This window comes from Pseudomonas sp. UBA5568 (assembly GCF_002425525.1).
Lineage (GTDB): Bacteria > Pseudomonadota > Gammaproteobacteria > Pseudomonadales > Pseudomonadaceae > Aquipseudomonas > Aquipseudomonas fulva.
Genome location: NZ_DIMK01000043.1, coordinates 1 through 25,878, shown reverse-complemented (window position 1 = coordinate 25,878; position 25,878 = coordinate 1). Strand labels below are relative to the sequence as shown.

Genomic DNA, 25,878 nt, shown 5'->3' with positions numbered 1-25,878 from the left:
TCGCGCCGCTGACCAGCATGTACCTGTTCGGTCCGAACCAGCCGTCCAAGGTCCTCAACTACCGTCCTGCGTTGCACGATTCCGAAGGCCTGTCCATCCATGCCGGCAACGGCGAGTGGCTGTGGCGCCCGCTGAATAACCCCAAGCACCTGTCGGTCAGCAATTTCAGCGTCGAGAACCCGCGCGGCTTCGGTCTGATGCAGCGCCAGCGCGCCTTCAGCGACTATGAAGACCTGGATGATAACTACCAGAAGCGCCCAAGTGCCTGGATCGAACCCAAAGGCGACTGGGGCAAGGGCTCCGTCGACCTGGTGGAAATCCCGACGGCCGACGAAACCAACGACAACATCGTTGCTTTCTGGAGCCCGGAAAAGCTGCCCGAGCCTGGCGAGGCGGCCGAGTTCGCCTACCGCCTGCATTGGACCATCGACGAACCCAAGTTCCAGGCGCCTGAGTTGGGCTGGGTCAAGCAGACCCTGCGCTCCACTGGCGACGTCAAGCAGTCCAACCTGATCCGCCAGCCTGATGGCAGCGTGGCTTTCCTGGTCGACTTCGCGGGCCCGGCACTTGCCGCCCTGCCTGAAGACACCCCGGTGCGCAGCCAGATCAGCGTGGGCGACAACGGTGAGGTGGTCGAGAACAACCTGCGCTACAACCCTGAAACCAAGGGCTGGCGCCTGACGCTGCGTCTGAAGGTCAAAGAAGCCAACAAGTCGACCGAAATGCGTGCAGCGCTGGTGCGCGATGTGCCCGTAGAGGCTCCAGCGCCTGCCACGGACGCCAAGCAGGACAAGGCGTCTGCCAAGCATGCCAAGGCCGAGAAAACTGCCAAGGCCGAACAACCTGCCGCCGACGCGGCGCCCACCGCCGAGGCTGCGGCCACCACCGAAAAGGTGCTGACCGAAACCTGGACCTATCAGTTGCCTGCCGATGAGTAACTCGAGCCCAAAGCCGGTATCGCTTGGCGAGTACCTGGCCCACCTTCCAATGAGCGATGAGCAGCGCGCGGAACTGGCCAATTGCGCATCGTTCAGTGAGCTGCACCAGCGCCTGGCGGCCAACTCGCACGCCAGCCCAGCCGAGGCCGTGCAGGCCTCGGTGGGCTCGCGCCTGACGGTCGGCACCGCGGGTGAACTGGAAGAGGCCGAGATGCTCGGGGTGGACGGTAACGGGCGCCTGTGCCTGAAGATCGCGCCGCCCATCACGCGTACCAAGGTCGTTCCCGAGCCATGGCGTACCAACCTGCTGGTGCGGGTATGGCGGCGCCTGACCGGGCGTACCAACGCACCGCAGCCACCCAAGCGTGAGTTGCCGGCGGCCCGCTGGCGCACTGTCGGCTCAATCCGCCGATACATCCTGCTGGCGCTGATGATCGGGCAGACACTGGTCGCTGGCTGGTACATGAAGAGCATCCTGCCCTATCAGGGCTGGTCGTTCGTCGATCTGGACGAAATCTTCGCTCAGCCGATCTGGGATACGGTGGTGCAGGTATGGCCGTACGCCTTGCAGACGTCCATCCTGATTCTCTTCGGGATTCTGTTCTGCTGGGTGTCGGCCGGCTTCTGGACTGCCCTGATGGGCTTCCTTGAGCTGCTGACCGGGCGCGACAAGTACAAGATTTCCGGCAGCAGTGCCGGCAACGAACCCATCGCGCCCGATGCACGTACTGCGCTGGTCATGCCGATCTGCAACGAAGACGTGCCGCGGGTGTTTGCAGGCCTGCGTGCAACGTTCGAGTCGGTAGCAGCCAGCGGTAACCTGGACCGTTTCGACTTCTTTGTGCTCAGCGACACCAACGACACCGACATTGCCGTTGCCGAGCAGCAGGCATGGCTGGACGTGTGCCGTGAAACCAAGGGGTTCGGCCGTATCTTCTACCGCCGTCGCCGGCGTCGGGTGAAGCGCAAGAGTGGTAACCTCGACGACTTCTGCCGCCGCTGGGGCAGCGAATACAAGTACATGGTGGTGCTGGACGCCGACAGCGTCATGAGCGGCGAATGCCTGAGCAGCCTGGTGCGCCTGATGGAGGCCAACCCCGATGCCGGCATCATCCAGACCGGGCCCAAGGCGTCGGGCATGGATACTCTGTATGCGCGCATGCAGCAGTTCGCCACGCGCGTATACGGCCCATTGTTCACGGCCGGCCTGCACTTCTGGCAGCTAGGTGAGTCGCACTACTGGGGGCACAATGCGATCATTCGCATGAAGCCGTTCATCGAACACTGCGCATTGGCGCCATTGCCAGGCAAGGGTGCGTTCGCTGGGGCCATTCTTTCCCACGACTTCGTCGAAGCCGCGCTCATGCGCCGCGCCGGTTGGGGCGTATGGATCGCCTATGACTTGCCGGGCAGCTACGAAGAACTGCCGCCCAACCTGCTCGACGAACTCAAGCGCGACCGTCGCTGGTGCCATGGCAACCTGATGAACTTCCGGCTGTTCCTGGTCAAGGGCATGCACCCGGTGCACCGTGCCGTGTTCCTGACGGGTGTCATGTCCTACCTGTCTGCGCCGTTGTGGTTCCTGTTCCTGGTGCTGTCCACGGCGTTGCTGGCGACCAACACCCTGATGGAGCCCCAGTACTTCATCGAGCCGTACCAGCTGTATCCGCTGTGGCCTCAATGGCACCCGGAAAAAGCCGTGGCGTTGTTCTCCACCACCATCGTGCTGCTGTTCCTGCCCAAATTGCTCAGCGTCATCCTGATCTGGGCCAAGGGCGCCGTCGAGTACGGCGGGCGGATCAAGGTCACCTTGTCGATGCTCATGGAAATGCTGTTCTCCATGTTGCTGGCGCCGGTGCGCATGATCTTCCACACCCGCTTCGTGCTTGCCGCGTTCCTGGGCTGGGCCGCCACCTGGAACTCCCCGCAGCGCGACGACGATTCCACACCCTGGAGCGAAGCGGTCAAGCGTCATGGTCCGCAGACCTTGCTGGGCGTGGCATGGGCAGGTCTGGTAGCCTGGCTGAACCCCAGTTTCCTGTGGTGGCTGACGCCGATCGTGGGCTCGTTGATGCTGTCCATTCCGGTCTCGGTCATTTCCAGCCGTACCCGCCTGGGTCTGGCCGCCAAGGACGAGAAGCTGTTCCTGATTCCTGAGGAATACGCCACACCGCAGGAGCTGCTGGCCACGGACCAGTACACCCACGAGAATCGCTGGCACGCCCTGCGCGACGGTTTTGTGCGCGCGGTAGTGGACCCGCGGCAGAATGCTCTGGCGTGTGCCATGGCCACTGCCCGGCACGGTCAGGCAGCGCCCATCGAGGCCATGCGTGCCGAACGCATCGTCAAAGCTCTGGAAGTTGGCCCCCATGGACTCGACCTAGGCACGCGCCTGGCATTGCTGAGTGACCCCGTGGCGCTGACCCGCCTGCACGAGCAGGTATGGTCGCAGCAGCACGCGGCATGGATCGATGCCTGGCGCGCCTCGATCAAGGGCGACCCGCATTCACCGTTGTTGCCGCTGCATCCTGAACATGAGGGTCAACCGGCACTCGCAGGCTCCTGACCTGCGCCATTGGCGGGCCAGCCCGTTCCGACCTACCCTGCAGCCGACGTTTGCAGGGTAGCGCGGGGGGGGGGGGGGCCGCGGGGGGGGGGCCGCCCCCGGGGGGGGGGGNNGGGGGGGCGCCCCGCGACGCTTTTGCCCTTCGGGCCGATTTAGGCCAACAAAGTCCCCCCCGATGCTATATCGCCAGCGCGCCATGCGTTAGCATCCCTCTCCGATAGCTCATGGCGGCCCGCACGGCCGTACCAATAAGAAAACGCGCTACTTCTACTTTCAGGGGACTTGGTGATGTTCAAGAAATACCTTTCGCGGCTGCTGGTGGGCATGACCGCTCTGGTGGCGGTGTCCGCCGCCCAGGCCGGGGCCATCGACGAGGCCGTCAAGCGTGGCACGCTGCGTGTGGGCATGGACCCGACCTACATGCCGTTCCAGATGACCAACAAGCGTGGCGAGATCATTGGTTTTGAGGTCGACATCCTCAAGGCCATGGCCAAGTCGATGGGCGTCAAGTTCGAAGCGGTATCCACCGCCTACGACGGCATCATCCCCGCCCTGCTGACTGACAAGTTCGACATGATCGGCAGCGGCATGACCTTGACCCAGGAGCGCAACCTGCGCCTGAACTTCAGCGAGCCTTTCATCGTCGTGGGCCAGACCCTGCTGATCCGCAAGGACCTGGCCGGCGAGATCAAGTCGTACAAGGACCTGAACAACGAGAAGTACCGCCTGACCTCCAAGCTGGGTACCACCGGCGAGATGGTGTCCAAGAAGCTGATCGGCAAAGCCAAGTACCACGGCTATGACAATGAGCAGGAAGCGGTCATGGATGTGGTCAACGGCAAGGCAGACGCCTTCGTCTATGACGCGCCGTACAACGTAGTGGCCGTTGAGAAGGCCGGTGCTGGCAAGCTGCTGTTCCTCGAAGAACCCTTCACCTACGAGCCGCTGGCCTTCGGCCTGAAGAAAGGCGACTACGACAGCATCAACTTCATCAACAATTTCCTGCACCAGATCAAGCATGACGGGACCTACGATCGTATTCACGACAAGTGGTTCAAGAACAAGGACTGGCTCAAGGACATGGAATAAAAGGCAACTTCAGGCCGCAAGCTGCAGGCCGTAGCCAGTGACCGACCTTGTGGGGTCGGCTACAGGCTGCGGCTTGTGGCTTTCGGGCCNNGGGGTGGGGTGGGGGGGGTGGGGGGGGCGGCGGGGGGGGGCGCTTGGGGGCCGCCCCCCTGCCGTTTTCCGGAGTATCCAAAGTGATCAAACACAAGAAGGCCCAGTGGCCCTGGCATGGGCTGACTGCACTGGTCCTGGTAGGCCTGGCCGTCAGCCTGTACATGGCGACCTCGATGATTTCCTACGAGTGGCGCTGGAACCGCGTCCCTCAGTATTTCGCTTACCAAGCCGAAGACGTACAGCGCGCGACCGACTATGGCACCGTGCAGGAAATCGTCATCTCCGGTGATGAAGCCCGCGTCACCCTGAAGGATGAAAGCGGGGAGCTTCAGGTCCTGGACGTGGCCAAGGACAGCCTGCAACTGAGCCGCGGCGACGACGTGGCCGAAGGGGACCAGATTGGCGTGACCCGGCACTGGGCCGCAGGTCCGCTGGCCTGGGGGTTGTGGACCACCCTGTGGATTTCGGTGGTGTCCGGTGCGCTGGGGCTGGTGATCGGGCTGGTGGCCGGCCTGTGCCGGTTGTCGACCAACCCGACGCTGCATGACCTGTCGACCGTGTATGTCGAACTGGTGCGCGGTACGCCGTTGCTGGTTCAGATCTTCATCTTCTACTTCTTCATCGGCACGGTCCTGAACCTGTCCCGGGAGTTCGCCGGTGTCGCCGCCCTGGCGCTGTTCACAGGCGCCTATGTGGCCGAAATCGTGCGTGCTGGCGTGCAGTCCATCGCCAAGGGGCAGAACGAAGCGGCGCGCTCGCTGGGCCTCAATGCCGGCCAGTCGATGCGTCACGTGATACTGCCCCAGGCATTCAAACGTGTACTGCCGCCGCTGGCCGGTCAGTTCATCAGCCTGGTCAAGGACACGTCGCTGGTGTCGGTGATCGCCATTACCGAACTGACGAAAAGCGGACGGGAAGCCATCACCACCTCGTTCTCGACCTTCGAGATCTGGTTCTGCGTGGCAGGTTTGTACCTGCTGATCAACCTGCCGCTGTCGCACATTGCCAGCCGGCTCGAGCGGAGGCTTGCGCAAAGTGATTGAAGTCCGTGACCTGCTCAAGGTATTCGACACCCGTGGCCATGTGGTACGGGCGGTCGACAACGTCACCACGCACGTGGCAAAAGGCGAAGTGGTCGTGGTCCTCGGCCCTTCGGGCTCTGGCAAGTCGACCTTCTTGCGTTGCCTCAACGGCCTGGAGCATTTCGACGAGGGCCATGTGGCCATCGCCGGCCTGGATCTGGCGCACCCCAAGACCGATATCAACGCCTATCGCCGCGAAGTCGGCATGGTGTTCCAGCATTTCAACCTGTTCCCGCACATGACCGTGCTGGAAAACCTGTGCCTGGCGCAGAAGGTGGTGCGCAAGCGCAGCAAGGCCGACCGCGAGGCCAAGGCTCGGGCCTTGTTGCAAAAGGTGGGGATCGCGGAGAAAGCCAACGAGTATCCGTCACGGTTGTCGGGCGGTCAGCAGCAACGGGTCGCGATTGCCCGCGCGTTGGCCATGGACCCGAAAGTGATGCTGTTCGACGAGCCCACCTCGGCGCTGGACCCGGAAATGGTAGGGGAGGTGCTGGATGTGATGAAGACCCTGGCCCTGGAAGGCATGACCATGGTCTGCGTCACCCATGAAATGGGCTTTGCACGAGAAGTGGCCGACCGCGTGCTGTTCTTCGACCATGGCAAGCTGCTGGAAGACTCGCCGCCCGCGGAATTCTTTGCCGCACCGAAAGACCCACGTGCGCAGGCGTTTTTGCGGCAAGTGCTCTGAAAGTGAAGGCTACCCTCGCGCAGTGGGTAGCCTTCGGATTGTGCGCTACAGGGCTCCCAAACCAAGCGCTCAGATGTTGAACCGCCTTACCATCCCCCGCAGTTGCTGCCCCAACTGCTCCAGCTCCCCACTCGATGCTGCAGTCTGTTCGCTGGCTGCACTGGTCTGATCGGACGCATCACGCACATTCAGCACGCTGCGATTGATCTGTTCGGCCACCACGCTCTGCTGTTCGCTGGCCGTGGCAATCTGCTGGTTCATGCCCTGGATGCTCGAGACCGTCCCTGTGATCTGGCTCAGCGCATCGCCTGCCCTGCGGCTCAACTCCACGCTTTGCTCTGTGAGGTTCTTGCTGCTGTCCAGCAAGCGCGTGACTTCGTCGGTGCCGTTGTGCAGGCTGTCGATCAGTTGACCGATTTCTTCCGTGGCGGTGGAGGTGCGCTGGGCCAGGCCGCGCACTTCATCGGCCACTACCGCGAAGCCCCGCCCGGCTTCACCCGCCCGCGCCGCCTCGATCGCGGCGTTGAGTGCCAGCAGGTTGGTCTGTTCGGAGACCGACTTGATCACGTCCAGAATACTGCCGATGCGCTGACTCTCGCCGGCCAGATGCTGCATGGCTGCCAGGCAATGGTCCATCTGCCCGGACAACTGTTCAATGCGGCCAATCGCTTCGGTCACCACCTGATCGCCCACCTGCGCCTGTTGGTCGGCATTGGTGGCGGCCATCGATGCCTGCTCTGCGTTCTGCGCCACCTCCTGGACCGTGGCGCTCATCTGGTTCATGGCAGTGGCAACCTGGTCGGTTTCTTCTCGCTGCTGGCTGATGCGCACCTTGGTGTCTTCGCTGCTGGAGGCCAGTTGCGACGCGGCTTGCGAGAGTTGCCCGACACCGTGGTCGATGCCGCCGATCAGTTCGCGCAAACTTATCGTCATCTCACGCATGCTGGCCTGGAGCTTGCCCATCTCGTCGCGGCGCTGCACCGGTTCGACCTGGCTCAGGTCCCCTTTGGCGATACGTGCCGCCACATCCAGGGTCTGGCGCAGCGGTTGGGTGATCTGCAATGTGATCAGCCACCCGGCGATCACACCGACCACTAGTGCCAGCAGCGCCACGGTGGTCAACAGCGAGCGGGCGGCCAGTGCTTCCCTGTCGCGTTGTTCGACTTTGCGCTTGCCAAGCTCCAGGCTCACCGAGCGCAACTCGTCGCCGCGGCGCTCCATCGTGTTTTGCAGTTGCTCGGCCTTGACGGCGACCTGGCGGTACTGGTCCAGGGTCGCGCGGTATCGGGCCAATTCGGTGCCTGGTTGCTCGATCACCGTGCGCGGCAGCCCGAGAGGCGCCAGGCCCTTGACCAGTTGAGCCAGGCTGGTACTTGCGGCCTCCAAGGCGCTTTCACCGACTTTGGCGAAGTCTTCGACAGGGGAGAAGGTGTAGGCCGGTACCAGGCTTTGCTGGTTGGCGCTCTCCACATGCCGGCTCAGTGTGTCCATCATGCCCAGCACGTTGGTCTGCTGCCCATCGGCAGGCATCTTCAACAGGGCCTGGGTTTCAAGTTCATCGATGGCCGTGCTGAGTTTCTGCCCCTGAACGAGCAGGGCCTGGCGCAAGGTGGTGCGGCTGTTGGCAGTGCGCTGCAGTTCGGCGAAGTCATCGCGCAATTGCTGCAGCAAACCCAGTTTTTCGGTCAGCATCTGCCGTGACTCTTCGACATTGCTGCGCTGCTGCAGCGTAGTCAGCATGTTGCTCAATTGCTCGAGGATGCGGCCGATCCGCGTTTTGCTCTGCTCATCGTCGAGCACACGGTACGTGATGCGCTCAGCGCGCAGGTCCTTGGTCAGGTCATTGATTTCGCCAATTTCACTCAGTTGCTGCGAACGAACGATGGCGCCGTCCAGGGCGCGCCAGCCACTGATCGTGGTGACCAGCGTGAGCAGCAGGACCACGGCGAAACCGAGGGCCAACTTGGCGGCGACGCTGATGTTGCCGAGCTTGCGGTTGAGGTAACCGAGCATGGGGATTCTCCGTGCAAGTGGAAGGAATGAAGAGCACGCGCAATGCGTGCAAGCCATCCCTGCCCATCGGCGGAGGACCTGTAGGACTTGACCTGAAACCCGCGTAGGAAAATTCGGACCATATGGTCAGATCTTTTACGGTTACATAAGCCTTTCGAGCGCAACCGCACGTCTTTCAAAGAGGCTGCGTGGCAGCCTCAGTCTGAATGCGCCGATTGACCGGCACTGTCATTGGTCGTGTCGACAGGCCTGCCCGTCAGAGCTTGAAACGCCTCACCAAACCCTGCAAATGAGTGCCTAGGCGTGCCAGCTCAACACTGGAGCTGGCAGTCTGTTCGCTGGCCGCCGAGGTCTGGTCGGAAATGTCCCGTACGTTGATCACGCTGCGGTTGATCTCTTCGGCCACCGCCGTCTGCTCCTCGGCTGCCGTGGCGATCTGCTGGTTCATCGCCTGGATGGAGGAGACGGTGCGGGTGATGTTTTCCAGCGAACTACCTGCACGGCGGGTCAGTTCGACGGTGCTGTCGGTGAGTTGCCGGCTGCTGTCCATCACGCTCGCTGCGCGCTGTGTGCCGCTTTGCAAACCGGCGATCAGTTCCTCGATCTCCTCGGTGGATTGCTGTGTGCGTTGTGCCAGGCTGCGCACCTCGTCAGCCACCACTGCAAACCCGCGCCCGGCTTCGCCTGCACGGGCCGCTTCGATCGCCGCGTTGAGCGCCAGCAGGTTGGTCTGCTGGGCCACCGACTTGATCACATCCAGTACGCTGCCGATCTTGTCGCTTTCACCCTTGAGCTGGCTCATGGCCTCGCTGGAGTTGGCCACCTCGCTGGCCAGCCGCTCAATCTGCGCCACCGCTTCGCTGACCACACGATCGCCCTCACGGGCCTGCTGGTCGGCCATGACGGCTGCTTCCGAGGCCTGCTCGGCGTTGCGTGCCACGTCGTGAACGGTCGCTGTCATCTGGTTCATCGCCGTGGCAACCTGGTCTGTCTCGACTTTCTGGTTGGTAACGCCTGCGCTGGTCTGCTCGGTCACCGCCGAGAGCTCTTCGGCGGCACTGGCAATCTGGGTTACACCATCGCCGATGCCGCCAATCAGCTCGCGCAGGCCTTGGGTCATGCGCTGCATGCTGGCCTGCAACTGGCCAAGCTCGTCTCTACGCAACGAAGGTTCATGCAGGGTGAGGTCGCCGTTGGCCACCCGTTCAGCTCCACGCAGCGCCTCGCGCAGCGGCAGGATGATCTGACGGGTGATCACCCAGGCCGCCAGCAGGCCCAGCAAGACGGCCAGGCCAGTGGCCAACCCCAGCAACGCTTTTGCCTGGGCAGCGGCGGTGTCACGCACCTGGGTCTGCGATGTGGTCATGGCCTGGCTGGTCTGCATCAAGGTCACGCCTTGATCGGCCATTTGCTGCAACGCCTGGGCGCTGGCGCTCTGCGCTTCGCCGAACTGCATCACGGCGTCGCGGTAGCCGCCCATGGCGGTACTGGCGTCGGTCAGGCCGGCGGCGAATTCGGCAGGCAGCTTGGCGGGCAGCCCTCGCAACTCGTCCAGCGCCTGGTCGATGGCCTTGAGTGCGGTCTGCTGATAATCGGCATTACCGCTGTAGGTGTAACCACGCACCTGGAATCGCGCTTGCTGGAGCAGGCTGTTGACGGTGACGGCATATTGGTACTGGGTGATATCGCCCGCTTGAAGCAGGCGCTGCTGAACGCGTCCTACCAGTTCGACTGCCTTGTCCGCGCTGTCCCCCAGCACGCCGCGGCTGGCCTCGCGTCGCACATTCGCCTGCTTGAGCTGCGCGAAGGCCTGCTGGTAGGCCGCTACTGCATCGCGCTGCTGTTCGAGTCGCTGGTGATCGGCGGGTTCGTCGATCTGGCCGAGCATCAGCTGAACCTGACGATCCAGAGTGCCAAGCGCCTTTTCCATCTCACCGATCGAGGCGTCGTCGCGCTGGCGCTCATAATGCTGACGTGCAATGCGCAGCTCCTGGGCGTACTGCTGAATGACCGAGATGTTGCCCAGCTTGTCACCCCTGGCTGTGATGCTGTTCATGCCGTGCCAACCGGTCAGGGTGATGATCAGCGTCAGCAGCAGTACCAGGCCAAAGCCCAGCGCCAGTTTGCGGGTTACACTCACGTTGCCCAAAAGCTGGGCTAACCATCGATTCATAGAAACTCCCTGGCGGCTTGGCAGCACGATTCGTTGTTGTTGCCAATGCCATCGGCCAGGGAAGCGGAAACTTGATGGGGGAAAGCTGACCAGTTCGTCAGAATATGCGTGAGAGCAAGGCCGTGACGGCCGTTTCCACACGCAGGATGCGCGCACCGAGCTGCACTGGGGCCAAACCCGCCTTGCCCAGCAGATCGACCTCGTAGGGGATCCACCCGCCTTCCGGACCAATGGCCAGGGTGACTGGCTGTTCTACAGCGCGAGGGCAGGCAGGATAATCACCTGGGTGACCAACCAGCCCAAGGGTGCCTTCAGCGATGGCGGGCAGACGGTCCTCGACGAACGGCTTGAAGCGTTTTTCGATGATGACTTCCGGCAGCACCGTGTCACGTGCCTGCTCCAGCCCCAATATCAGGTTTTCACGGATGACGTCGGGCTGAAGGAAGGGGGTCTGCCAGAAGCTCTTTTCCACCTTGTAGCTGTTGAGCAGGATCAGGCGAGGCACCCCAAGGGTGGCGACGGTCTGGAACAGCCTGCGCAGCATCTTGGGCCGTGGCACCGCCAGCACCAGGGTCAACGGCAGCTTGGCCGGTGGCGCCTGGTCGAAGCTGACGTGAAGCTCGGCTTCATGACGCTCCAGGCGCTGCACCGTCGCCAGGCCCATCAGGCCGTTGATGCGGCCTACGCGCAGGGTGTCGCCGACGGCGACCCCGTGCACATCCTGCATATGGACGAAGCGCCGATCAGCCAATACGACGCGGTCGGCCGCGATGAAATCGGCCTCCTCCAGCAGCAGCAGGTTCACGACTGCGTCGCGGGTGGTTGGTCTTGATCATCGGCAGGCTGTTCGTCGCTGCCACGCTTGCGAATCAGGCTGCCGCACAGCACGCCGACCTCGAACAGCAGCCACATGGGGACGGCCAACAAGGTCTGGGAGAAGATGTCCGGAGGCGTCAGCACCATGCCGACCACGAAGCAGCCAATGATCACGTAGGGGCGGATCTTCTTCAGGTACTTCACATCGACCACGCCAATCCAGACCAACAGCACCACGGCCACCGGAATCTCGAAGGCCACGCCGAAGGCGAAGAACAGCGTCATCACGAAGTCCAGGTAGCTGGCGATGTCGGTCATCATCGAGACGCCCTCGGGCGTTGCGCTGGCGAAGAAGCCGAAGATCAACGGGAAGACCAAGAAGTAGGCAAAGGCCATGCCGGCGTAGAACAGCACGATGCTCGACATCAGCAGCGGTATGGCGATGCGCTTTTCATGGCGGTACAGGCCCGGCGCGATGAAACCCCAGATCTGCTGCAGAATGAAGGGGATCGCCAGGAACAGCGAAACGATCATGGTCAGCTTGAACGGCGTCAGGAAGGGCGAGGCCACGTCGGTGGCAATCATGGTCGCATTGGCGGGCAGATGATCACGCAGCGGCGCCGAGACCAGGGTGTAGATCTGCTGGGCGAAGGAAAACAGCCCGGCAAAGATCAGGAAGATGACGGCAACGCAACGCAGCAAACGGGTGCGCAGTTCGGTCAAGTGCGAAACCAGCGGCATGGGCTGGTCGTGTTCCGGATTCTCGCTCATGGGGCTCGCGGCGGCTCGGGCGGTACGGGAGTAGGGTGCGCAGTGGCATCGGTTTCGGCTGATGTGGCTGGCAGGCCGGCAGGCGGCTGCACGGTTGCCGTGGTCACCGGAGGCTGGGCAGGCGGCGCATTGGGGTTGAGGATGCGCTTGGCCTGCTCTTCCATGTGCATGATGTGCTCGTTGTGCAGCTGGCGGCGGATGTCATCGGCGCCGATTTCACGCTCGACTTCCATCTTGATGCTGTTGAAGCTGCGTTTGAGCCGACCGATCCACAAGCCTGCCGTGCGGGCGGCGCCCGGCAGGCGCTCGGGGCCGAGCACCAGCAGGGCGACGAGGCCGACGAGCAGCAGCTCGCTGAAACTGATGCCGAACATAAGTCAGTCTTTCCGCTGCGGCTCTTGGACCGGTTGGGCCTGGCCTTCGATGGTGTGGCCCTGGCTGGCTTGGGCGGTGGTGTGCACCGGTTGCACAGGGGGTACGGGCTGGGCCGGAGGAGGGGTAGGTTCAGCTGGCTTGGTTTCCTCTTCGTTCATGGCCTTGCGAAAGCCCTTGATCGATTCGCCCAGGTCGCTGCCCAGGTTCTTCAGCTTCTTGGTGCCGAACACCAGCACGACCACGACCAGCAGGACGATCCAGTGTTTCCAGTCAAAGATACCCATTTCGTACTCCCGAAAATTGTGTGAAGGTCACCGGGCGTCAGCCCTGAACATACATCAGGCCGAAGGCTGGCGGGCGGCTTTTTCGTCATGGCCCGACAACCCGAAGCGCCGGTCGAGTTCATCGAGCACGGCCTGCGGGTGCTGACCCAGGGCGCTGAGCATCACCAGGCTGTGAAACCACAGGTCGGCCGTCTCATAGATGACGTCGCTGCAGTCCTTGCTAAGCGCAGCATCCTTGGCGGCAATGATGGTTTCGACCGACTCTTCGCCGAGCTTTTCCAGAATCTTGTTGAGGCCCTTGTGGTACAGACTGGCCACATAGGAGCTGTCCGGCGCTGCCTGCTTGCGTTCTTCGAGCACGGCGGCCAGCCGGTTGAGGGTGTCGCTCATGTCAGTGTCCTGCGTCGTAGATGGCGTGCGGGTCTTTCAGAACCGGGTCGACGGTGGCCCATTGGCCATTCGAATAGACGCGGTAGAAGCAGCTTTCCCGGCCGGTATGGCAGGCAATGTGGCCCACCTGTTCGACCATGAGGATGATCACGTCGGCGTCGCAGTCCAGGCGCATTTCGTGAAGCTTTTGCACATGGCCCGACTCTTCGCCCTTGCGCCACAGTTTGCCACGCGAGCGCGACCAATAGATGGCGCGTTGCTCAGCAGCGGTCAACGCCAGTGCTTCACGGTTCATCCACGCCATCATCAGCACGCGTCCGGTCTTGTGGTCCTGGGCGATGGCAGGCACCAGGCCATCGCTGTTCCACTTGATCTCGTCCAGCCAGTCTTTCATCGTCGACTCCAAAACGGGCCCGTCTGCGTCGCGGGCCTTTTGCGCTAGTGTGCCAGCCACGGGCGCGGCTGGCTATTGGCGCACGATCAGGTAAAGGCCTGCGGCCAGCATCAACCAGGCCGGCCACGCAGTCGCTGCCGCCAGGCTACCGGCCTGCAGGGCGACACCGCCCAGGATCACGCCCCCGCCCAGCAAGCCGGCACCGAGCAGGCGCAGGGCCCAATGATCGCCATGTCGGCGCTCGGGCATCTTGGGGTCGTGCAGGTGCGGTTGCGACAGGCGTTCGAGCAAGTCCCGGGTCATGTTGGCCAGGTGAGGCAACTGCTCAGCCTGGCTGTGCAGGTTGCCCAGCAACGCCTTGGGGCTCATGCGCTGACGCATCCAGCGCTCAAGATAAGGCTTGGCCGTGCTCCACAGGTCCAGCTCGGGGTACAGCTGACGCCCCAGGCCTTCGATGTTGAGCAGGGTCTTCTGCAGCAGCACCAGTTGAGGTTGCACTTCCATGTTGAAGCGGCGCGCGGTCTGGAACAGGCGCATCAGCACCTGGCCGAAGGAAATGTCCTTGAGGGGTTTTTCGAAGATCGGCTCGCACACGGTGCGAATGGCCGCTTCGAACTCATTGACCTTGGTATTGGCCGGCACCCAGCCCGAGTCGATGTGCAGCTGGGCGACGCGGCGATAGTCGCGCTTGAAGAAGGCAATCAGGTTGCGCGCTAGGTAATCCTGGTCTTCATCTGTAAGGCTGCCGACGATGCCGCAGTCGATGGCAATGTATTTGGGGCTCCACGGCTTGACCGTGCTCACGAAGATGTTGCCCGGGTGCATGTCGGCGTGGAAGAAGCTGTCGCGAAACACCTGCATGAAGAACACTTCGACGCCGCGTTCGGCCAGCATCTTCATGTCGGTGCGCTGATCGGCGAGGGTGGCCATGTCGGTCACCGGTACGCCATAGATACGCTCCATCACCAGCACTTTCGGCCGGCACCAGTCCCAGTAGACCTGGGGCACGTACATCAGCTCGGAATCCTCGAAATTGCGCCGCAGCTGGCTGGCATTGGCCGCCTCGCGAAGCAGGTCGAGTTCGTCGTAGATGGTTTTTTCGTAATCGCCGACAACGTCCACCGGGTGCAGGCGGCGTGCATCGGCAGAGATGCGTTCGGCGCCCTTGGCGATCAGGAACAGCCAGGCGATGTCGGCAGCGATGATCGGCTTGAGCCCCGGTCGGACCACCTTGACCACCACTTCTTCACCGCTTTTCAGGCGTGCAGCGTGCACTTGCGCCACCGATGCGGATGCCAGGGGCTCCACGTCGAAGCGGCTGAACACCTCACTCACCTTGGCCCCAAGCTGGGCTTCGATCAGCGCCACGGCCTTCTGCGGATCGAACGGCGGTACGCGGTCCTGCAGCAGCATCAGTTCGTCGGCAATATCTGTGGGCAGCAAGTCGCGCCGGGTAGACAGCAGCTGGCCGAACTTGATGAAGATAGGCCCCAGGTCCTGCAGCGCCATGCGCAACCGCGCACCGCGGCTCAGCTCGGAGGCCCGACGCGGCAGCCAGCGCCACGGCAACAGCAGGCGCAGGCTCATCAACCACCAGGGCAGAGGGTAGTCGAACAGCAGGTCATCGAGCCGGTAGCGGATGACGACGCGCTGGATGCGGAAAAGGCGGCGGAAGGCGAGCAGCTTCATGCGTTATCGCTGGAATCAAGGGATCGGGAAAGGCGCAGGATGCGCGCCTCGAGGCGTTCTGTATCGACCTTCATGGCATCGAGTTCGCTGAAGGCGGCCTCGGCTTCGCGCTTGCCTACCAGCGTACGCGATTCTTCCGCCAGGTACTCGGACAGGCTCTGGCTCAAGCGCGCCAGGCCTTGGCGGGTCCAGCGGGTGCGCAGGCGAATGTGCCCTGCGATCAGGGACGTGGGCACCGGGCCCAGCCACTTCTGCAGCTCATGCTCCCAGTCCAGCTCGAGGTCCTGGAGAATGCCGAACAGATCGAGCAGAGCCGCGGTGTCGCCATGCAATTGCACCTGTGGGCTGTGCAGGACTGCTGTCTTGTCCCGCGATAACGCCAGGTGCGCCAGGCTCGCTGCCGGTGCACGCAGTCGACAGTCGACCTCGCCTTCCCAGGCACTGGCCAGCATCAGGCCCTGTTCGTCGGGCAGGATGAAGACCTGCATGGCCGGTTGGCGGCAGTCGATCTCGATGACCTTGCCTTCCAGCGCCGCCAGCCTTGGCAATGCCGTGCTGTCCATGCGCAGGACGCGGTTCAGGCCATGTTCGGCGCTGGCGAGCAGACCGGCCATGAGCATCAGGGCTTGATCCCCCGGTGCACGGCCACGATGCCGCTGGTCATGTTGTGGTAGGTCACCCGGTCGAACCCGGCTTGCACCATCATGGCCTTGAGGGTTTCCTGGTCAGGGTGCATGCGGATCGATTCGGCCAGGTAGCGGTAGCTCTCGGAGTCGTTGGTGATGAGCTTGCCGGCCAGGGGCATGAAGGCGAACGAATAGGCGTCGTAGGCCTTGGACATCAGCTTGTTGGTCGGCTTGGAGAACTCCAGCACCAGCAGGCGGCCGCCCGGCTTGAGCACGCGCAGCATGGAACGAATGGCGTCTTCCTTGTGGGTGACGTTGCGCAGGCCGAAGGCGATGGTCACGCAATCGAAATGGTTGTCCGGAAACGGCAGCTTCTCAGCGTCGGCCTGGACGAACTCGATGTTGCCGGCCACGCCACGGTCCAGCAGGCGGTCGCGGCCGACCTTGAGCATGGACTCGTTGATGTCGGCCAGCACCACGTGCCCGGTCGGGCCCACCAGGCGCGCGAACTTGGCTGCCAGGTCGCCCGTGCCGCCGGCGATGTCGAGCACACGGTTGCCGCTGCGAACGCCCGACAGCTCGATGGTGAAGCGCTTCCACAGGCGGTGCATGCCGCCGGACAGCACGTCGTTCATCAGGTCGTATTTGGCCGCCACCGAGTGGAACACTTCGGCGACTTTGCGCGCCTTCTGGCTCTCAGGCACGTCCTGGTAGCCAAAATGGGTCGTGGGTTCGGCGTGGTCGCCTTTGCGCTGGTCGTTCATATCGCTTCACCGAAATTAATTGACGCCATTCTAGGGCGAACGAGCGGATTTGTCTTGGCGGGGTGTACCGCCAGGCGGGGGCGGGCATAATGTCGATTATGTCTACATGTTCAGGAACACCCGCATGACCCAGATCAGCGTCGAACGCAAACACACCCTTGGGCGCGACGCCGCCCGTGCCAAGGCCCAGGCGCTGGTGGATCGCCTCAGCCGCGAGTATGACCTCAAGGCCTCATGGGATGGCGACCGCGTCGATGTGGCACGCAGCGGTGCGAACGGCAGCGTGCACATCGGCCAGGACAGCATCCGTGTCGATCTCAAGCTCGGCATGATGATGTCGATGATGAGCGGCACCATCAGGGGCGAAATCGAACGGGCGCTGGACAAGGCGCTTGCCTGAATCTGGACACCGGCCATTCGGCCCGGTTCGCCGAGTGATGGCGAACGGGGCGTTTCAGGTGGGCTCGGCAAGAAATTTCATGATGACCGGCGCGATGGCGTGCGGCCGGGTGATCAGAAACAGATGACCATCATCGATGATGTGCAACTGCGCGTTGGGAATACGCCAGGCCAGCAGACGCATGTTCACCAGCGGAATCAACGGATCGTCATCCCCGGCCAGCACCAGGGTGGGCTGGCGGAGCTTGTGCAGCCAGTGGATGCTGGTCCAGCCAACTGCTGCGAACAGTTGCCAGTAATAACCCAGCTTGCCAGCCGAGCGTGCCGTGGCCGCGTGCTTTAGCGCCAGGTGCGGATCCCGGCGAAACCCGCCGCCATACACCAGCGGCGCGATGCGCATGACATGCGCCGGGTCTACGTACCGGCGGGGGCTGGCCATGCTCCACAGCACCTTGGGCTTGCCAGGCACCATCACCGCCCCTGCCGCCGTGGCGGCCAGGATGAGTTTTCGGCAGCGCTGCGGGTAGTCATGGGCGAATTGCTGAGCCAGCCCACCTCCCCACGACACACCGATGACGTTGACCTGGCCGTAATTTAGCGCGTCGAGCAGCCGAGCGGCGAGCCGGGCAAGCCCTGAAAACCGATAGGGCCGCTGCGGCGTGGATGAACCGCCCACACCCGGGGCATCGAAGGCGATGACCTGCAGGTCGGGGTCCAGTGCCTCGATGAACGGAAATATCAGCTCGAAGTTGGCCCCGATGCCGTTGAAGATCAGCAAGGGCGCCAGGGTCGACTGACCTGGCCGCACGACGGTACGGATGGACAGGCCATCGAGCTCGACCGTTTTGAACACGTAGGATGACGGCATGCGCATGGCTCCTGGAACAGGTAAACGCCTTGGCACCGCGCAGGTGGCCACGGCGCAGGGGTTCAACGCTGGTGCACGTAGCGGCCTGGCGCAGACTCGGCTGCAGGATGACTGGGACACCCCAGGTGGCCCGGCGCCTCGATCAATGCCCCGGCCCGCTCGACCAGCCAGCCCTGCCAGTGCAGCCACCATGAATCGACATGCCTGACGGCGTCCTCTTGCCACGCCAGCGGATCGTCATGCTGGCTACCTCCGGCCTGAAAGCGCGCCTTCGGGTTGCCTGGCGGGTTGATGATGCTCTGGATGTGCCCGCTGTTGGAGAGCACGAACTCGACCTTGCCGCCGAACAGTCGCGCCGAGCGGTAGCAAGCCTGCCAGGGCGTAATATGGTCGGCATTGCCCGCCACGCTGAAGAGATCGCACTTGACCTGCTTGAGGTCGATGGCGGTACCGCAAACGGTGATGCCACCGGGACGGGTGAGCGGATTGCCCCTGTACATCTCGATCAGGTCGGCATGGAATGCGGCGGGCAAGCGCGTGGTGTCGTTGTTCCAGTACAGGATGTCGAACGCTGGCGGCTCGTTGCCGAGCAGGTAATTGTTGACCCAGTAGTTCCAGATCAGGTCGTTGGGACGCATCCAGGCAAACAGCCGGGCCAGATCGCTGCCCTCGAGCACCCCCGCCTGCTGGGATTGACGCTTGGCCGCATCCAGCGCCTGGTCGTCGACGAACAACGCCAGCGCGTTGTCGAGCGTGGCGTCCAGCACGCTGACCAGCAAGGTCAAGGCATTGACCTTGGTTTCATGGCGCGCCGCAAGGTGGCCCAGCAGCGCGGTGCAGGTGATGCCCCCTGAGCATGCACCGAGCATGTTCAGGGTCGCACTGCCGGTGATGCTCAGCACGGCGTCCACTGCCTCGCCCAGTGCTCGCACATAGGTGGACAAGTCCCAATCGCGCTGCGCCCTGGTCGGGTTGCGCCAGCTGACCATGAAGGTCTGTTGGCGGGCGTCCAGGCAGAAGCGCATCAGGCTTTTTTGCGGGCACAGATCAAAGATGTAGAACTTGTTGATCTGTGGGGGCACCACCAGTAATGGCCGTTCATGCACCTGCTCGGTGAGGGGGCTGTACTGGATCAATTCCAGCACCTCGTTACGGTACACGACCGCGCCGCGACTGCTGCCCAGGTCCTTGCCCACCTCGAAAGCATCCATGTTCACCTGGCGGGGCATGCCGCCGTTGTGGACCACATCCCTGGCCAGGTTCGACAGGCCATCAAGCACGCTTTTGCCGCCGGTCTCGAAGAAACGCTTGAGTGCGGCAGGATTGGACAGGTTGTTGGTAGGCGCCAATGCTTCGGTCATGAGCTGGATGACGAACTGCCCACGGCTGATGTCCTCAGGGGGCAGGTCACTGCTGCTGATCCACGCCTGGAGTTCGTTACGCCATGCCAGGTAGCCTTGCAGGTAGCGTCGGTAAAGCGGGTTCTGTGACCAGGTCGGGTCGCTGAAGCGGCGGTCATCGCTGGCAGGGGCGAGGCTCGATTTGCCCAGCACCACATTCTTCAGTTCGAGCCCGAAGGCAAGCGCGTGCTTGGCACTGTGCAAGGGCTGGCGTACGGCCTGGCGCAGCACGGTCTGGGCCGTGCCCAACAGGTCCTTGCGTTGAACGCCGACCATCGGGTTCAGGCCCGCGGCGCGTTGCGGGGCCTGCTGCTGATCTTCATTGTTTTTGTTACTCATCCGCGACGCTCCGTTGTCTGAGACGAGTACCGGCTGCCGAGGGGTGCACCGACGTGTCCCCGATACCGCTACTCGGGTAATCCGTGACCACGTCCTGCACTGCTACGGGCGATCAGGCGCCTGCCGCGCCATGCTGGTAAATGGCCACCTCTACTGGTTACCCGAGTTTCAGGCGCGAAGCAACCTGGCGCTGTCGTATGTTCCTTATCACTGTCAGTTGGGTCGGCATGGCGGGCGAAGGCGTTTGCCAGGAGAACAGTTAAAGCATCAGCTTGACCACGGATTCCGAAGGGTCTCGCGTCTTGCCGGCCTTGTGCAGTGCCTCAAGGTATTCGGCCCACAACACGTCCTGACGCAGACACAACTGTTCCAGGTATTCCCAGGTGAACAGACCACTGTCATGGCCATCGTCGAAGGTGAGTTTCAGGGCGTATTGCCCAGCCGGTTCCAGCCCGACGAGGCCGACGTTGACCTTGCCAAACTGCAGGATGGGGTTGCCGTGCCCCTGGACTTCGGCCGAGGGGGAGTGCACGCGCAGGAATTCGGCGGGCAGGTGGTAGACCTCATCGGGCCCATAGGTGAGGCGCAGGGTCTTGGAGGCTTTGTGCAGGTTGATGGCGGTAGGCATGCGAGCCATGGGCGTGATCTCTGTTTGAGTTACACACCGCACGCTACCCGCTGCACGAAATGCTCGCCAGCTTCTTGAGCAAAAAACCTGTTTCGCCAGGCTGCAAGCGTCGCACGGGGCGCTTGCAGCCTGGCGCGGGCCCGTTACAGGATGTAGCGGGACAGGTCTTCGTTCTGGGCCAGCTCGCCCAGGTGGCTGTTCACATAGGCTGCGTCGATCTGGATCGGCGCTTCGTCATGGGCACTGGCCAGGTCGCCGGCGCTGAACGACACCTCTTCGAGCAGGCGCTCAAGCAAGGTGTGCAGGCGACGGGCACCGATGTTCTCGGTTTTCTCGTTGACCTGGTAGGCGATTTCGGCCAAACGCTTGATGCCATCCTCGACGAACTCGATGTTCAGCCCTTCGGTCTTGAGCAGTGCCTGGTACTGTTCGGTCAGCGAGGCATGCGGCTCGCGCAGGATGCGCTGGAAATCTTCCGGGGTCAGGGCCTTGAGTTCCACGCGGATCGGCAGACGACCTTGCAGCTCAGGCACCAAGTCGCTCGGCTTGCTCAAGTGGAACGCGCCCGAGGCGATGAACAGGATGTGGTCGGTCTTGACCATGCCCAGCTTGGTGTTGACCGTGCAGCCTTCGATCAGCGGCAGCAGGTCGCGCTGTACACCCTCACGGGAGACATCGGCGCCGCCGACATTGCCGCGCTTGGCGACCTTGTCGATCTCATCGATGAACACGATGCCGTGCTGTTCGACCGCTTCCAGCGCCTTGGCCTTGAGCTCTTCTTCATTGACCAGGCGACCGGCTTCTTCGTCGCGCACCATTTTCAGCGCTTCGCGAACCTTCAGCTTGCGCGACTTGCGTTTGCCCTTGCCCATGTTGGCGAACAGGCTCTGCAACTGGTTGGTCATTTCTTCCATGCCAGGGGGCGCGGCGATTTCGACGCCCACGGCATCGGCCACCTCGATTTCGATTTCCTTGTCGTCCAGCTGGCCTTCGCGCAGGCGCTTGCGGAACAGCTGGCGGGTATTGGAATCGGAACTGGTCTGGGCGGCTTCCTCGCTGAAGCTGCTGGCCCGTGCCGGTGGCAGCAGGGCGTCGAGGATGCGCTCTTCGGCGGCATCCTCGGCGCGGTGGCGCACACGGATGATTTCCTGCTCACGCAGCATCTTCAGAGCAGCGTCGGCCAGGTCGCGGATGATGGATTCCACATCGCGGCCCACATAGCCCACTTCAGTGAACTTGGTGGCTTCGACCTTGAGGAACGGGGCATTGGCCAGCTTGGCCAGGCGCCGGGCGATCTCGGTCTTGCCCACGCCGGTGGGGCCGATCATCAGGATGTTCTTGGGCGTCACTTCGGCGCGCAGCTCGGCAGGGAGCTGCATACGGCGCCAGCGGTTGCGCAGGGCGATGGCCACGGCGCGCTTGGCGTCGTCCTGGCCGATGATGTGACGGTTGAGCTCGTGGACGATCTCGCGGGGGGTCATGGACATGATCAATAGGGTCCTCGTACGAATGATTCAGCGTGGAAAAGCCCCGTCACCGAGACGGGGCGCCAAAGCAGCTGATCACTCGGCCAGGTCCTGCTCCTCGATGGTCAGGTTGTGGTTGGTGAACACGCAGATGTCACCGGCGATGTTCAGCGCGGTCTCGGCGATTTCGCGGGCCGAGAGGTCGGTCTTGTTCAGCAGTGCACGGGCTGCGGCCTGGGCGTAGGCGCCGCCGGAACCCATGGCGATCAGGCCGTCTTCGGGCTCGACCACGTCACCGTTGCCGGTGATGATCAGCGAGGCGTCCTTGTTGGCCACCGCCAGCATGGCTTCGAGGCGGCTCAGGGAGCGGTCGGTACGCCATTCCTTGGCCAGTTCCACGGCCGCGCGGATCAGGTGGCCCTGGTGTTTCTCCAGTTGGCCTTCGAAGCGTTCGAACAGGGTGAAGGCATCGGCAGTGGCGCCGGCAAAGCCCGCGATGACCTGACCGTGGTACAGGCGACGCACTTTCTTGGCGTTGCCTTTCATCACGGTGTTGCCGAGGGATACCTGGCCGTCGCCGCCCATGACGACTTTGCCATTGCGGCGGACTGAAACGATGGTGGTCAAGAGAGAGTCTCCACGCAGCGGGGCGAAAATGCCTGTTGCAAACTCATATGGGGGTGCAGGACGGGATTTCAACCGCGGTGGATGAACGGTTCGAGGGGGAGCGGGTGCGGGATCAGTAACGGGGTATTGCCCAAATTCTGAGAAACGCTGAGATGGGGTACACAGCAGCCCAGGATTTTGGTTCCGTAGCCCGTATCGTTGGGGCCGCGGTATGGCTGAGAAACCGGACTAGCCACACTGCGCAGAGTGAACGCTCCCGTGTCGCAATTGGCTTTTTTACTGTCTGTTATCAGCACAGGTTACCGCGATGCTCGGTTTCCACCAGGCTATCGGTGCGGTCATGACGGCGTAAGTGTTTCACGACCTGTTCTCGATGGAGCATGCATGACGTCGATGGATCGGCAGATTTGCTCATCTGTTTCTTACCCCGATCTTCTTTGCCTGCTCGGGTATCCAGGTTTCGCTGAGCACTTTGAACGAGCCCTTCGGCAGTGGCTGTTGTGATTCCTACTAGGGGGTACGGGGGGCAAGGTGCTGGGCTCATATATCGGTGCAAGAATATATGGATTGAAATCAGTTTATTCCATTGAGGTTGGGGTGTTGATGAACACGAAAGGGCTCGTGGAATTAGTATTACTTAGTGTAGGACTTCAGGTGGGAGTGTTGTCTGAAAGTTCCTACAGTGTTCTGTTGATGCTGGCCTTTGCTTCGACAGTGTTAACTAATCCGTTAATTTCGCTTTTGAGTAAGTGTTCTGGCAGGAATGCCGTTGTGGATAAAGCGCCGTCGCGTAGAGGTGTTTGATTTTTGGCGTAAGTCCGATTATCGTCTGGAGAAGCCTAGGAGCACTCATAATAAGGAAGGCTGCTTTGGACGTATTAATGGGGTTGTTAGCGGCGGTATGTTGGGGGACGACAGATTTTTTGGTTGGCGTTAACGCTCGAGCGGTTGGGGTAAAGCGGGCGGTGTTTTTCGGGCAGTTTTTAGGGCTCTTATTAATGGGCATGATTGTTGTAATTTCAACCAGTCAGTGGGAAAAGCTCATTTCTTCGCCCTGGCGTGCGATAGGGATGGGGGTAGTTGCTTCTTTGTGTACCGTGGTGGGAGCACTCGCGCTGTCGAAATCTTTTGCTATCGGCAAAACTGCAGTTGTAGCACCTTTGGTCACCTCCTATGGCGTTTTTACCACACTGTTGGCGTGGCTGAGCGGTGATGCCCTGTCAGTCTGGCAGGTGAGTGGTATTTTCGTTTGCTTCTTTGGGGTTTTACTGGCCAGTCGCAGTGATCATGGAGGTGATTTCGAACGCAAGACCACCAGCACGACCTCAGTAGGGTTCGCTTTGCTGGCGGCCATGCTTTACGGCATGAGCTTCTGGATCCAGGGCAAGTTTGCCTTGCCGGCTCTGGGGCCGGTGAACATGCTGGCGCTGGGCTATGCAGTGGGGGTCATTTTGCTCATTCCTGAGGCTTTCAGGCTGCTGCGGCACCTCGCAACGATCAGGTTCAAGACCTTTGGCTCCCTATGTGGCGCCAGCCTGTTCAACCTAGGGGGATTCTCCGCTTTTTCCTGGGGAGCACTCAGTGGTTCGGTTTCTGTTGTTACCGTGATCAGCACCCTGTCGGGCGGTATTGCCGCAGTTCTGGGGTATTTCTTTTACCGCGAGCGGCTGTCGGTCATTCAGCTTGGCGGGATCAGTCTGGTGTTGTTAGGGGCTGTGCTTCTGCATCTTTATGGTTGAAGTTTTTCGACGGTGCAGACGATGGCGGCGATTTTTGGACTTTTGCGGGCAATGCCAAGGGCTTATGTTTTCGTTGTTGGGCTGTAGACAGGAGTGGTCCTAATAATGGACTATCGAGGCTACCTACCGAAAAGCCATGTGGATAAGTTGCCCTGCATGGCGGCTTTTGCAATTGTTGTAGAAACGGGGAGTTTTGTTCATGCATCGGCCCGTCTAAGTTTGACCGCACCGGCAGTCAGCAAGCAAGTGTCCAAGCTTGAGAACGCCTTTTCGATTCGATTGCTGGAACGCAGTACGTGTAGGTTGAAGGTTAATGCCGAGGGCGCGCAAATATATTCGCACTGAAAAGAGTTGCTGGAATCTTCGGCCAATGTATTTAGGTTGAAGGAAGGCTTTCTCGAAAGCCCGCAAGGGCTTATTCGTATCGCGGTGTCCCGCTCATTGCATGGAAGATGTCATCAACCAATCCCGGGGTTTCTAGAGCAATCTCCGGATGTCAATGTTCAGCTCATTTCCAATGTGGGCGCGTCGGACTTCTTCTGTCCCTCAGGAGCGGTGAGCCATAACGGCTGTGCCAACGATACAAGCTGCGAAGCTGAAGCCCTAAACCGCCCCGCAGCCCGTTGACCGGCCTACCTCGCTCACGCCTCGTGACAGACGCGCCCATCGACCAACGTATAGCGCACAGCACCCGGCAGGCAGTGCCCGATGAACGGGCAGTTGTCGCCACGGGAGTACCAATGCTCACCCGCCACGGTCGAGGCCTGTGGATCGAATACCACCAGGTCAGCCGCTGCCCCCACCTGCAACTGGCCAGCCGGCAGCCGCATCGCTCCAGCAGGACCGCAGGTCAGGCGCGCCAGCAACGTGGGCAGGTCGAGCAAGCCATCCTGTACCAGCGTCATGGCCAATGGCAGCAACACTTCCACGCTGCTGATACCCGGCTCCGTGGCGCCGAACGGGGCCAGCTTGGCATCGCGCTCATGAGGCTGGTGATGGCTGGCGATCGCCTGGATCACGCCGGTTTTCACCGCCTCGCGCAGGCCATCGCGGTCGGCAGCGCTACGCAGTGGCGGTTGCACGTGGTACAGGCTGGAAAATTCACGCAGCGATTCGTCGGTCAGGATCAGCTGGTACAACGCGACATCGGCAGTCACCGGCAGGCCAAGGCTTTGCGCCTGGGCGATCAACCTGGCGCCACGGGCGCTGGTGATCTGGGTGAAGTGAGCGCGAACACCTGTCTGCTCCACCAGCAGCAGGTTGCGCGCCAAGGCCACGGTTTCGGCAGTTTCAGGGATGCCGGGCAAACCCAGGAAGCTGGCCATGGCCCCTTCGTGGGCAAGGCCGCCCTGGGCCAGGTCGCGGTCCTGGGAGTGGAACACCACCGTCAGGTCGAACGTGGCGGCGTATTCCAGCGCACGGGCCAAAGTGCGGTTGTTGGGTATTTCCTTAAGGCCATTGCCAAAAGCGACGCAGCCGGTGTCGCGCAGGCCTACCAGTTCGGCCAGCTGCTCCCCCTCCAGGCCCTTGGTCAGCGCACCAATCGGGTAGACCTTGCTGTTGCCCGCCTCGCGGGCGCGGTCCAGGATCAGCTCGGCCACTGCCGAGGTGTCCAGGGCCGGGCGGGTCTGCGGCGGGCAGCACAGGCTGGTCACGCCGCC

The 25,878-nt window shown here is 62.1% G+C and carries 25 protein-coding genes and 2 pseudogenes; 8 read left to right on the top strand and 19 right to left on the bottom strand.

Going from position 1 to position 25,878, the window contains the following annotated elements:
• The 5 genes from B2S33_RS13440 to B2S33_RS13420 all read left to right on the top strand — a co-directional run.
• The coding region (locus B2S33_RS13440) for a glucan biosynthesis protein (protein WP_288650472.1) at nt 1-938 on the top strand (938 nt) is incomplete at its 5' end.
• On the top strand, nt 931-3,504 hold the full coding sequence (gene mdoH / locus B2S33_RS13435) for a glucans biosynthesis glucosyltransferase MdoH (protein ID WP_027914054.1): 2,574 nt from the start codon (nt 931-933) through the stop codon (nt 3,502-3,504). The genes B2S33_RS13440 and mdoH, both read left to right, overlap by 8 nt.
• A 288-nt stretch (nt 3,505-3,792) precedes the next feature.
• A complete protein-coding gene (locus B2S33_RS13430) occupies nt 3,793-4,593 on the top strand; it encodes a transporter substrate-binding domain-containing protein (RefSeq protein ID WP_023533017.1) in 801 nt (266 codons plus the stop codon).
• Nucleotides 4,594-4,766: 173 nt separating this feature from the next.
• Nucleotides 4,767-5,729: an amino acid ABC transporter permease gene (locus tag B2S33_RS13425; RefSeq protein WP_027914053.1), complete on the top strand. Its 963-nt coding sequence runs from the start codon at nt 4,767-4,769 to the stop codon at nt 5,727-5,729.
• Nucleotides 5,722-6,456: an amino acid ABC transporter ATP-binding protein gene (locus B2S33_RS13420; protein ID WP_027914052.1), complete on the top strand. Its 735-nt coding sequence runs from the start codon at nt 5,722-5,724 to the stop codon at nt 6,454-6,456. The genes B2S33_RS13425 and B2S33_RS13420 overlap by 8 nt, the downstream gene beginning before the upstream one ends.
• 69 nt (nt 6,457-6,525) lie before the next feature.
• Here the strand turns inward: B2S33_RS13420 and B2S33_RS21645 are convergent, their stop codons facing one another.
• From B2S33_RS21645 to ubiE, 13 genes and pseudogenes are all read right to left on the bottom strand, one after another.
• Nucleotides 6,526-7,230 carry a methyl-accepting chemotaxis protein gene (locus B2S33_RS21645; RefSeq protein WP_371259662.1) on the bottom strand — a complete coding sequence of 235 codons (705 nt, stop codon included), beginning with the start codon at nt 7,228-7,230 and terminating at the stop codon, nt 6,526-6,528.
• Between the two features lie 198 nt (nt 7,231-7,428).
• Nucleotides 7,429-8,469: pseudogene (locus B2S33_RS21640) on the bottom strand (methyl-accepting chemotaxis protein); the annotation flags it as partial.
• 256 nt (nt 8,470-8,725) lie between these two features.
• Nucleotides 8,726-9,589 carry a methyl-accepting chemotaxis protein gene (locus B2S33_RS21635; RefSeq protein ID WP_371259661.1) on the bottom strand — a complete coding sequence of 288 codons (864 nt, stop codon included), beginning with the start codon at nt 9,587-9,589 and terminating at the stop codon, nt 8,726-8,728.
• Nucleotides 9,581-10,525 (bottom strand): annotated as a pseudogene (locus tag B2S33_RS21630) (methyl-accepting chemotaxis protein); the annotation flags it as partial. The pseudogene B2S33_RS21630 and the gene B2S33_RS21635, both read right to left, overlap by 9 nt.
• Nucleotides 10,526-10,739: 214 nt before the next feature.
• Nucleotides 10,740-11,447 carry a 16S rRNA (uracil(1498)-N(3))-methyltransferase gene (locus B2S33_RS13405; protein ID WP_028687261.1) on the bottom strand — a complete coding sequence of 236 codons (708 nt, stop codon included), beginning with the start codon at nt 11,445-11,447 and terminating at the stop codon, nt 10,740-10,742.
• A complete protein-coding gene (gene tatC / locus B2S33_RS13400; protein WP_027914048.1) occupies nt 11,444-12,229 on the bottom strand; it encodes a twin-arginine translocase subunit TatC in 786 nt (261 codons plus the stop codon). Before tatC ends, B2S33_RS13405 begins: the two co-directional genes overlap by 4 nt.
• Nucleotides 12,226-12,603, bottom strand: coding sequence for a Sec-independent protein translocase protein TatB (tatB, locus tag B2S33_RS13395; RefSeq protein ID WP_027914047.1), 378 nt, complete (start codon nt 12,601-12,603; stop codon nt 12,226-12,228). Before tatB ends, tatC begins: the two co-directional genes overlap by 4 nt.
• A 3-nt stretch (nt 12,604-12,606) precedes the next feature.
• Nucleotides 12,607-12,888, bottom strand: a complete 282-nt coding sequence (locus B2S33_RS13390; protein WP_027914046.1) for a twin-arginine translocase TatA/TatE family subunit — start codon at nt 12,886-12,888, stop codon at nt 12,607-12,609.
• A 54-nt stretch (nt 12,889-12,942) separates the two neighbouring features.
• On the bottom strand, nt 12,943-13,278 hold the full coding sequence (locus B2S33_RS13385) for a phosphoribosyl-ATP diphosphatase (protein ID WP_023532983.1): 336 nt from the start codon (nt 13,276-13,278) through the stop codon (nt 12,943-12,945).
• Between the two features lies 1 nt (nt 13,279).
• Nucleotides 13,280-13,672 (bottom strand): phosphoribosyl-AMP cyclohydrolase, encoded by a 393-nt coding sequence (gene hisI, locus B2S33_RS13380; protein ID WP_023533064.1) that lies wholly within the window; start codon nt 13,670-13,672, stop codon nt 13,280-13,282.
• Between the two features lie 72 nt (nt 13,673-13,744).
• Entirely contained in the window at nt 13,745-15,361 is a 1,617-nt protein-coding gene (gene ubiB, locus B2S33_RS13375) for a ubiquinone biosynthesis regulatory protein kinase UbiB (protein ID WP_027914045.1), read from the bottom strand.
• Nucleotides 15,358-15,981: a ubiquinone biosynthesis accessory factor UbiJ gene (locus B2S33_RS13370; RefSeq protein WP_027914044.1), complete on the bottom strand. Its 624-nt coding sequence runs from the start codon at nt 15,979-15,981 to the stop codon at nt 15,358-15,360. Before B2S33_RS13370 ends, ubiB begins: the two co-directional genes overlap by 4 nt.
• Nucleotides 15,981-16,751, bottom strand: coding sequence for a bifunctional demethylmenaquinone methyltransferase/2-methoxy-6-polyprenyl-1,4-benzoquinol methylase UbiE (gene ubiE, locus B2S33_RS13365; RefSeq protein ID WP_027914043.1), 771 nt, complete (start codon nt 16,749-16,751; stop codon nt 15,981-15,983). Before ubiE ends, B2S33_RS13370 begins: the two co-directional genes overlap by 1 nt.
• Nucleotides 16,752-16,875: 124 nt before the next feature.
• Between ubiE and B2S33_RS13360 the strand changes: the two genes are divergently transcribed.
• Nucleotides 16,876-17,151: a polyhydroxyalkanoic acid system family protein gene (locus B2S33_RS13360; RefSeq protein ID WP_288650469.1), complete on the top strand. Its 276-nt coding sequence runs from the start codon at nt 16,876-16,878 to the stop codon at nt 17,149-17,151.
• 54 nt (nt 17,152-17,205) lie between these two features.
• Here the strand turns inward: B2S33_RS13360 and phaZ are convergent, their stop codons facing one another.
• From phaZ to hslV, 5 genes are all read right to left on the bottom strand, one after another.
• Nucleotides 17,206-18,018 carry a poly(3-hydroxyalkanoate) depolymerase gene (phaZ, locus tag B2S33_RS13355; protein WP_110606969.1) on the bottom strand — a complete coding sequence of 271 codons (813 nt, stop codon included), beginning with the start codon at nt 18,016-18,018 and terminating at the stop codon, nt 17,206-17,208.
• 62 nt (nt 18,019-18,080) lie between these two features.
• Nucleotides 18,081-19,757 carry a class II poly(R)-hydroxyalkanoic acid synthase gene (phaC, locus tag B2S33_RS13350; protein WP_288650467.1) on the bottom strand — a complete coding sequence of 559 codons (1,677 nt, stop codon included), beginning with the start codon at nt 19,755-19,757 and terminating at the stop codon, nt 18,081-18,083.
• Nucleotides 19,758-20,016: 259 nt separating this feature from the next.
• The gene (locus B2S33_RS13345) at nt 20,017-20,394 is read right to left on the bottom strand and encodes a gamma-butyrobetaine hydroxylase-like domain-containing protein (protein ID WP_023532890.1); all 378 of its coding nucleotides are present in this window, start codon (nt 20,392-20,394) and stop codon (nt 20,017-20,019) included.
• A gap of 134 nt (nt 20,395-20,528) precedes the next feature.
• Nucleotides 20,529-21,872 (bottom strand): ATP-dependent protease ATPase subunit HslU, encoded by a 1,344-nt coding sequence (gene hslU, locus B2S33_RS13340; RefSeq protein WP_023533050.1) that lies wholly within the window; start codon nt 21,870-21,872, stop codon nt 20,529-20,531.
• A gap of 75 nt (nt 21,873-21,947) precedes the next feature.
• Nucleotides 21,948-22,478, bottom strand: a complete 531-nt coding sequence (gene hslV, locus B2S33_RS13335; protein ID WP_023533032.1) for an ATP-dependent protease subunit HslV — start codon at nt 22,476-22,478, stop codon at nt 21,948-21,950.
• A gap of 869 nt (nt 22,479-23,347) precedes the next feature.
• Between hslV and B2S33_RS13330 the strand changes: the two genes are divergently transcribed.
• Entirely contained in the window at nt 23,348-24,217 is an 870-nt protein-coding gene (locus B2S33_RS13330; protein ID WP_242810018.1) for a DMT family transporter, read from the top strand.
• Nucleotides 24,218-24,322: 105 nt separating this feature from the next.
• Entirely contained in the window at nt 24,323-24,562 is a 240-nt protein-coding gene (locus B2S33_RS21625; RefSeq protein ID WP_128610992.1) for a helix-turn-helix domain-containing protein, read from the top strand.
• Between the two features lie 296 nt (nt 24,563-24,858).
• On the opposite strand, the gene B2S33_RS13325 is transcribed toward B2S33_RS21625, so the two are convergent.
• Nucleotides 24,859-25,878, bottom strand: a 1,020-nt coding sequence (locus B2S33_RS13325; RefSeq protein ID WP_288650465.1) for a dihydroorotase, incomplete at its 5' end; no start/stop codon positions are given.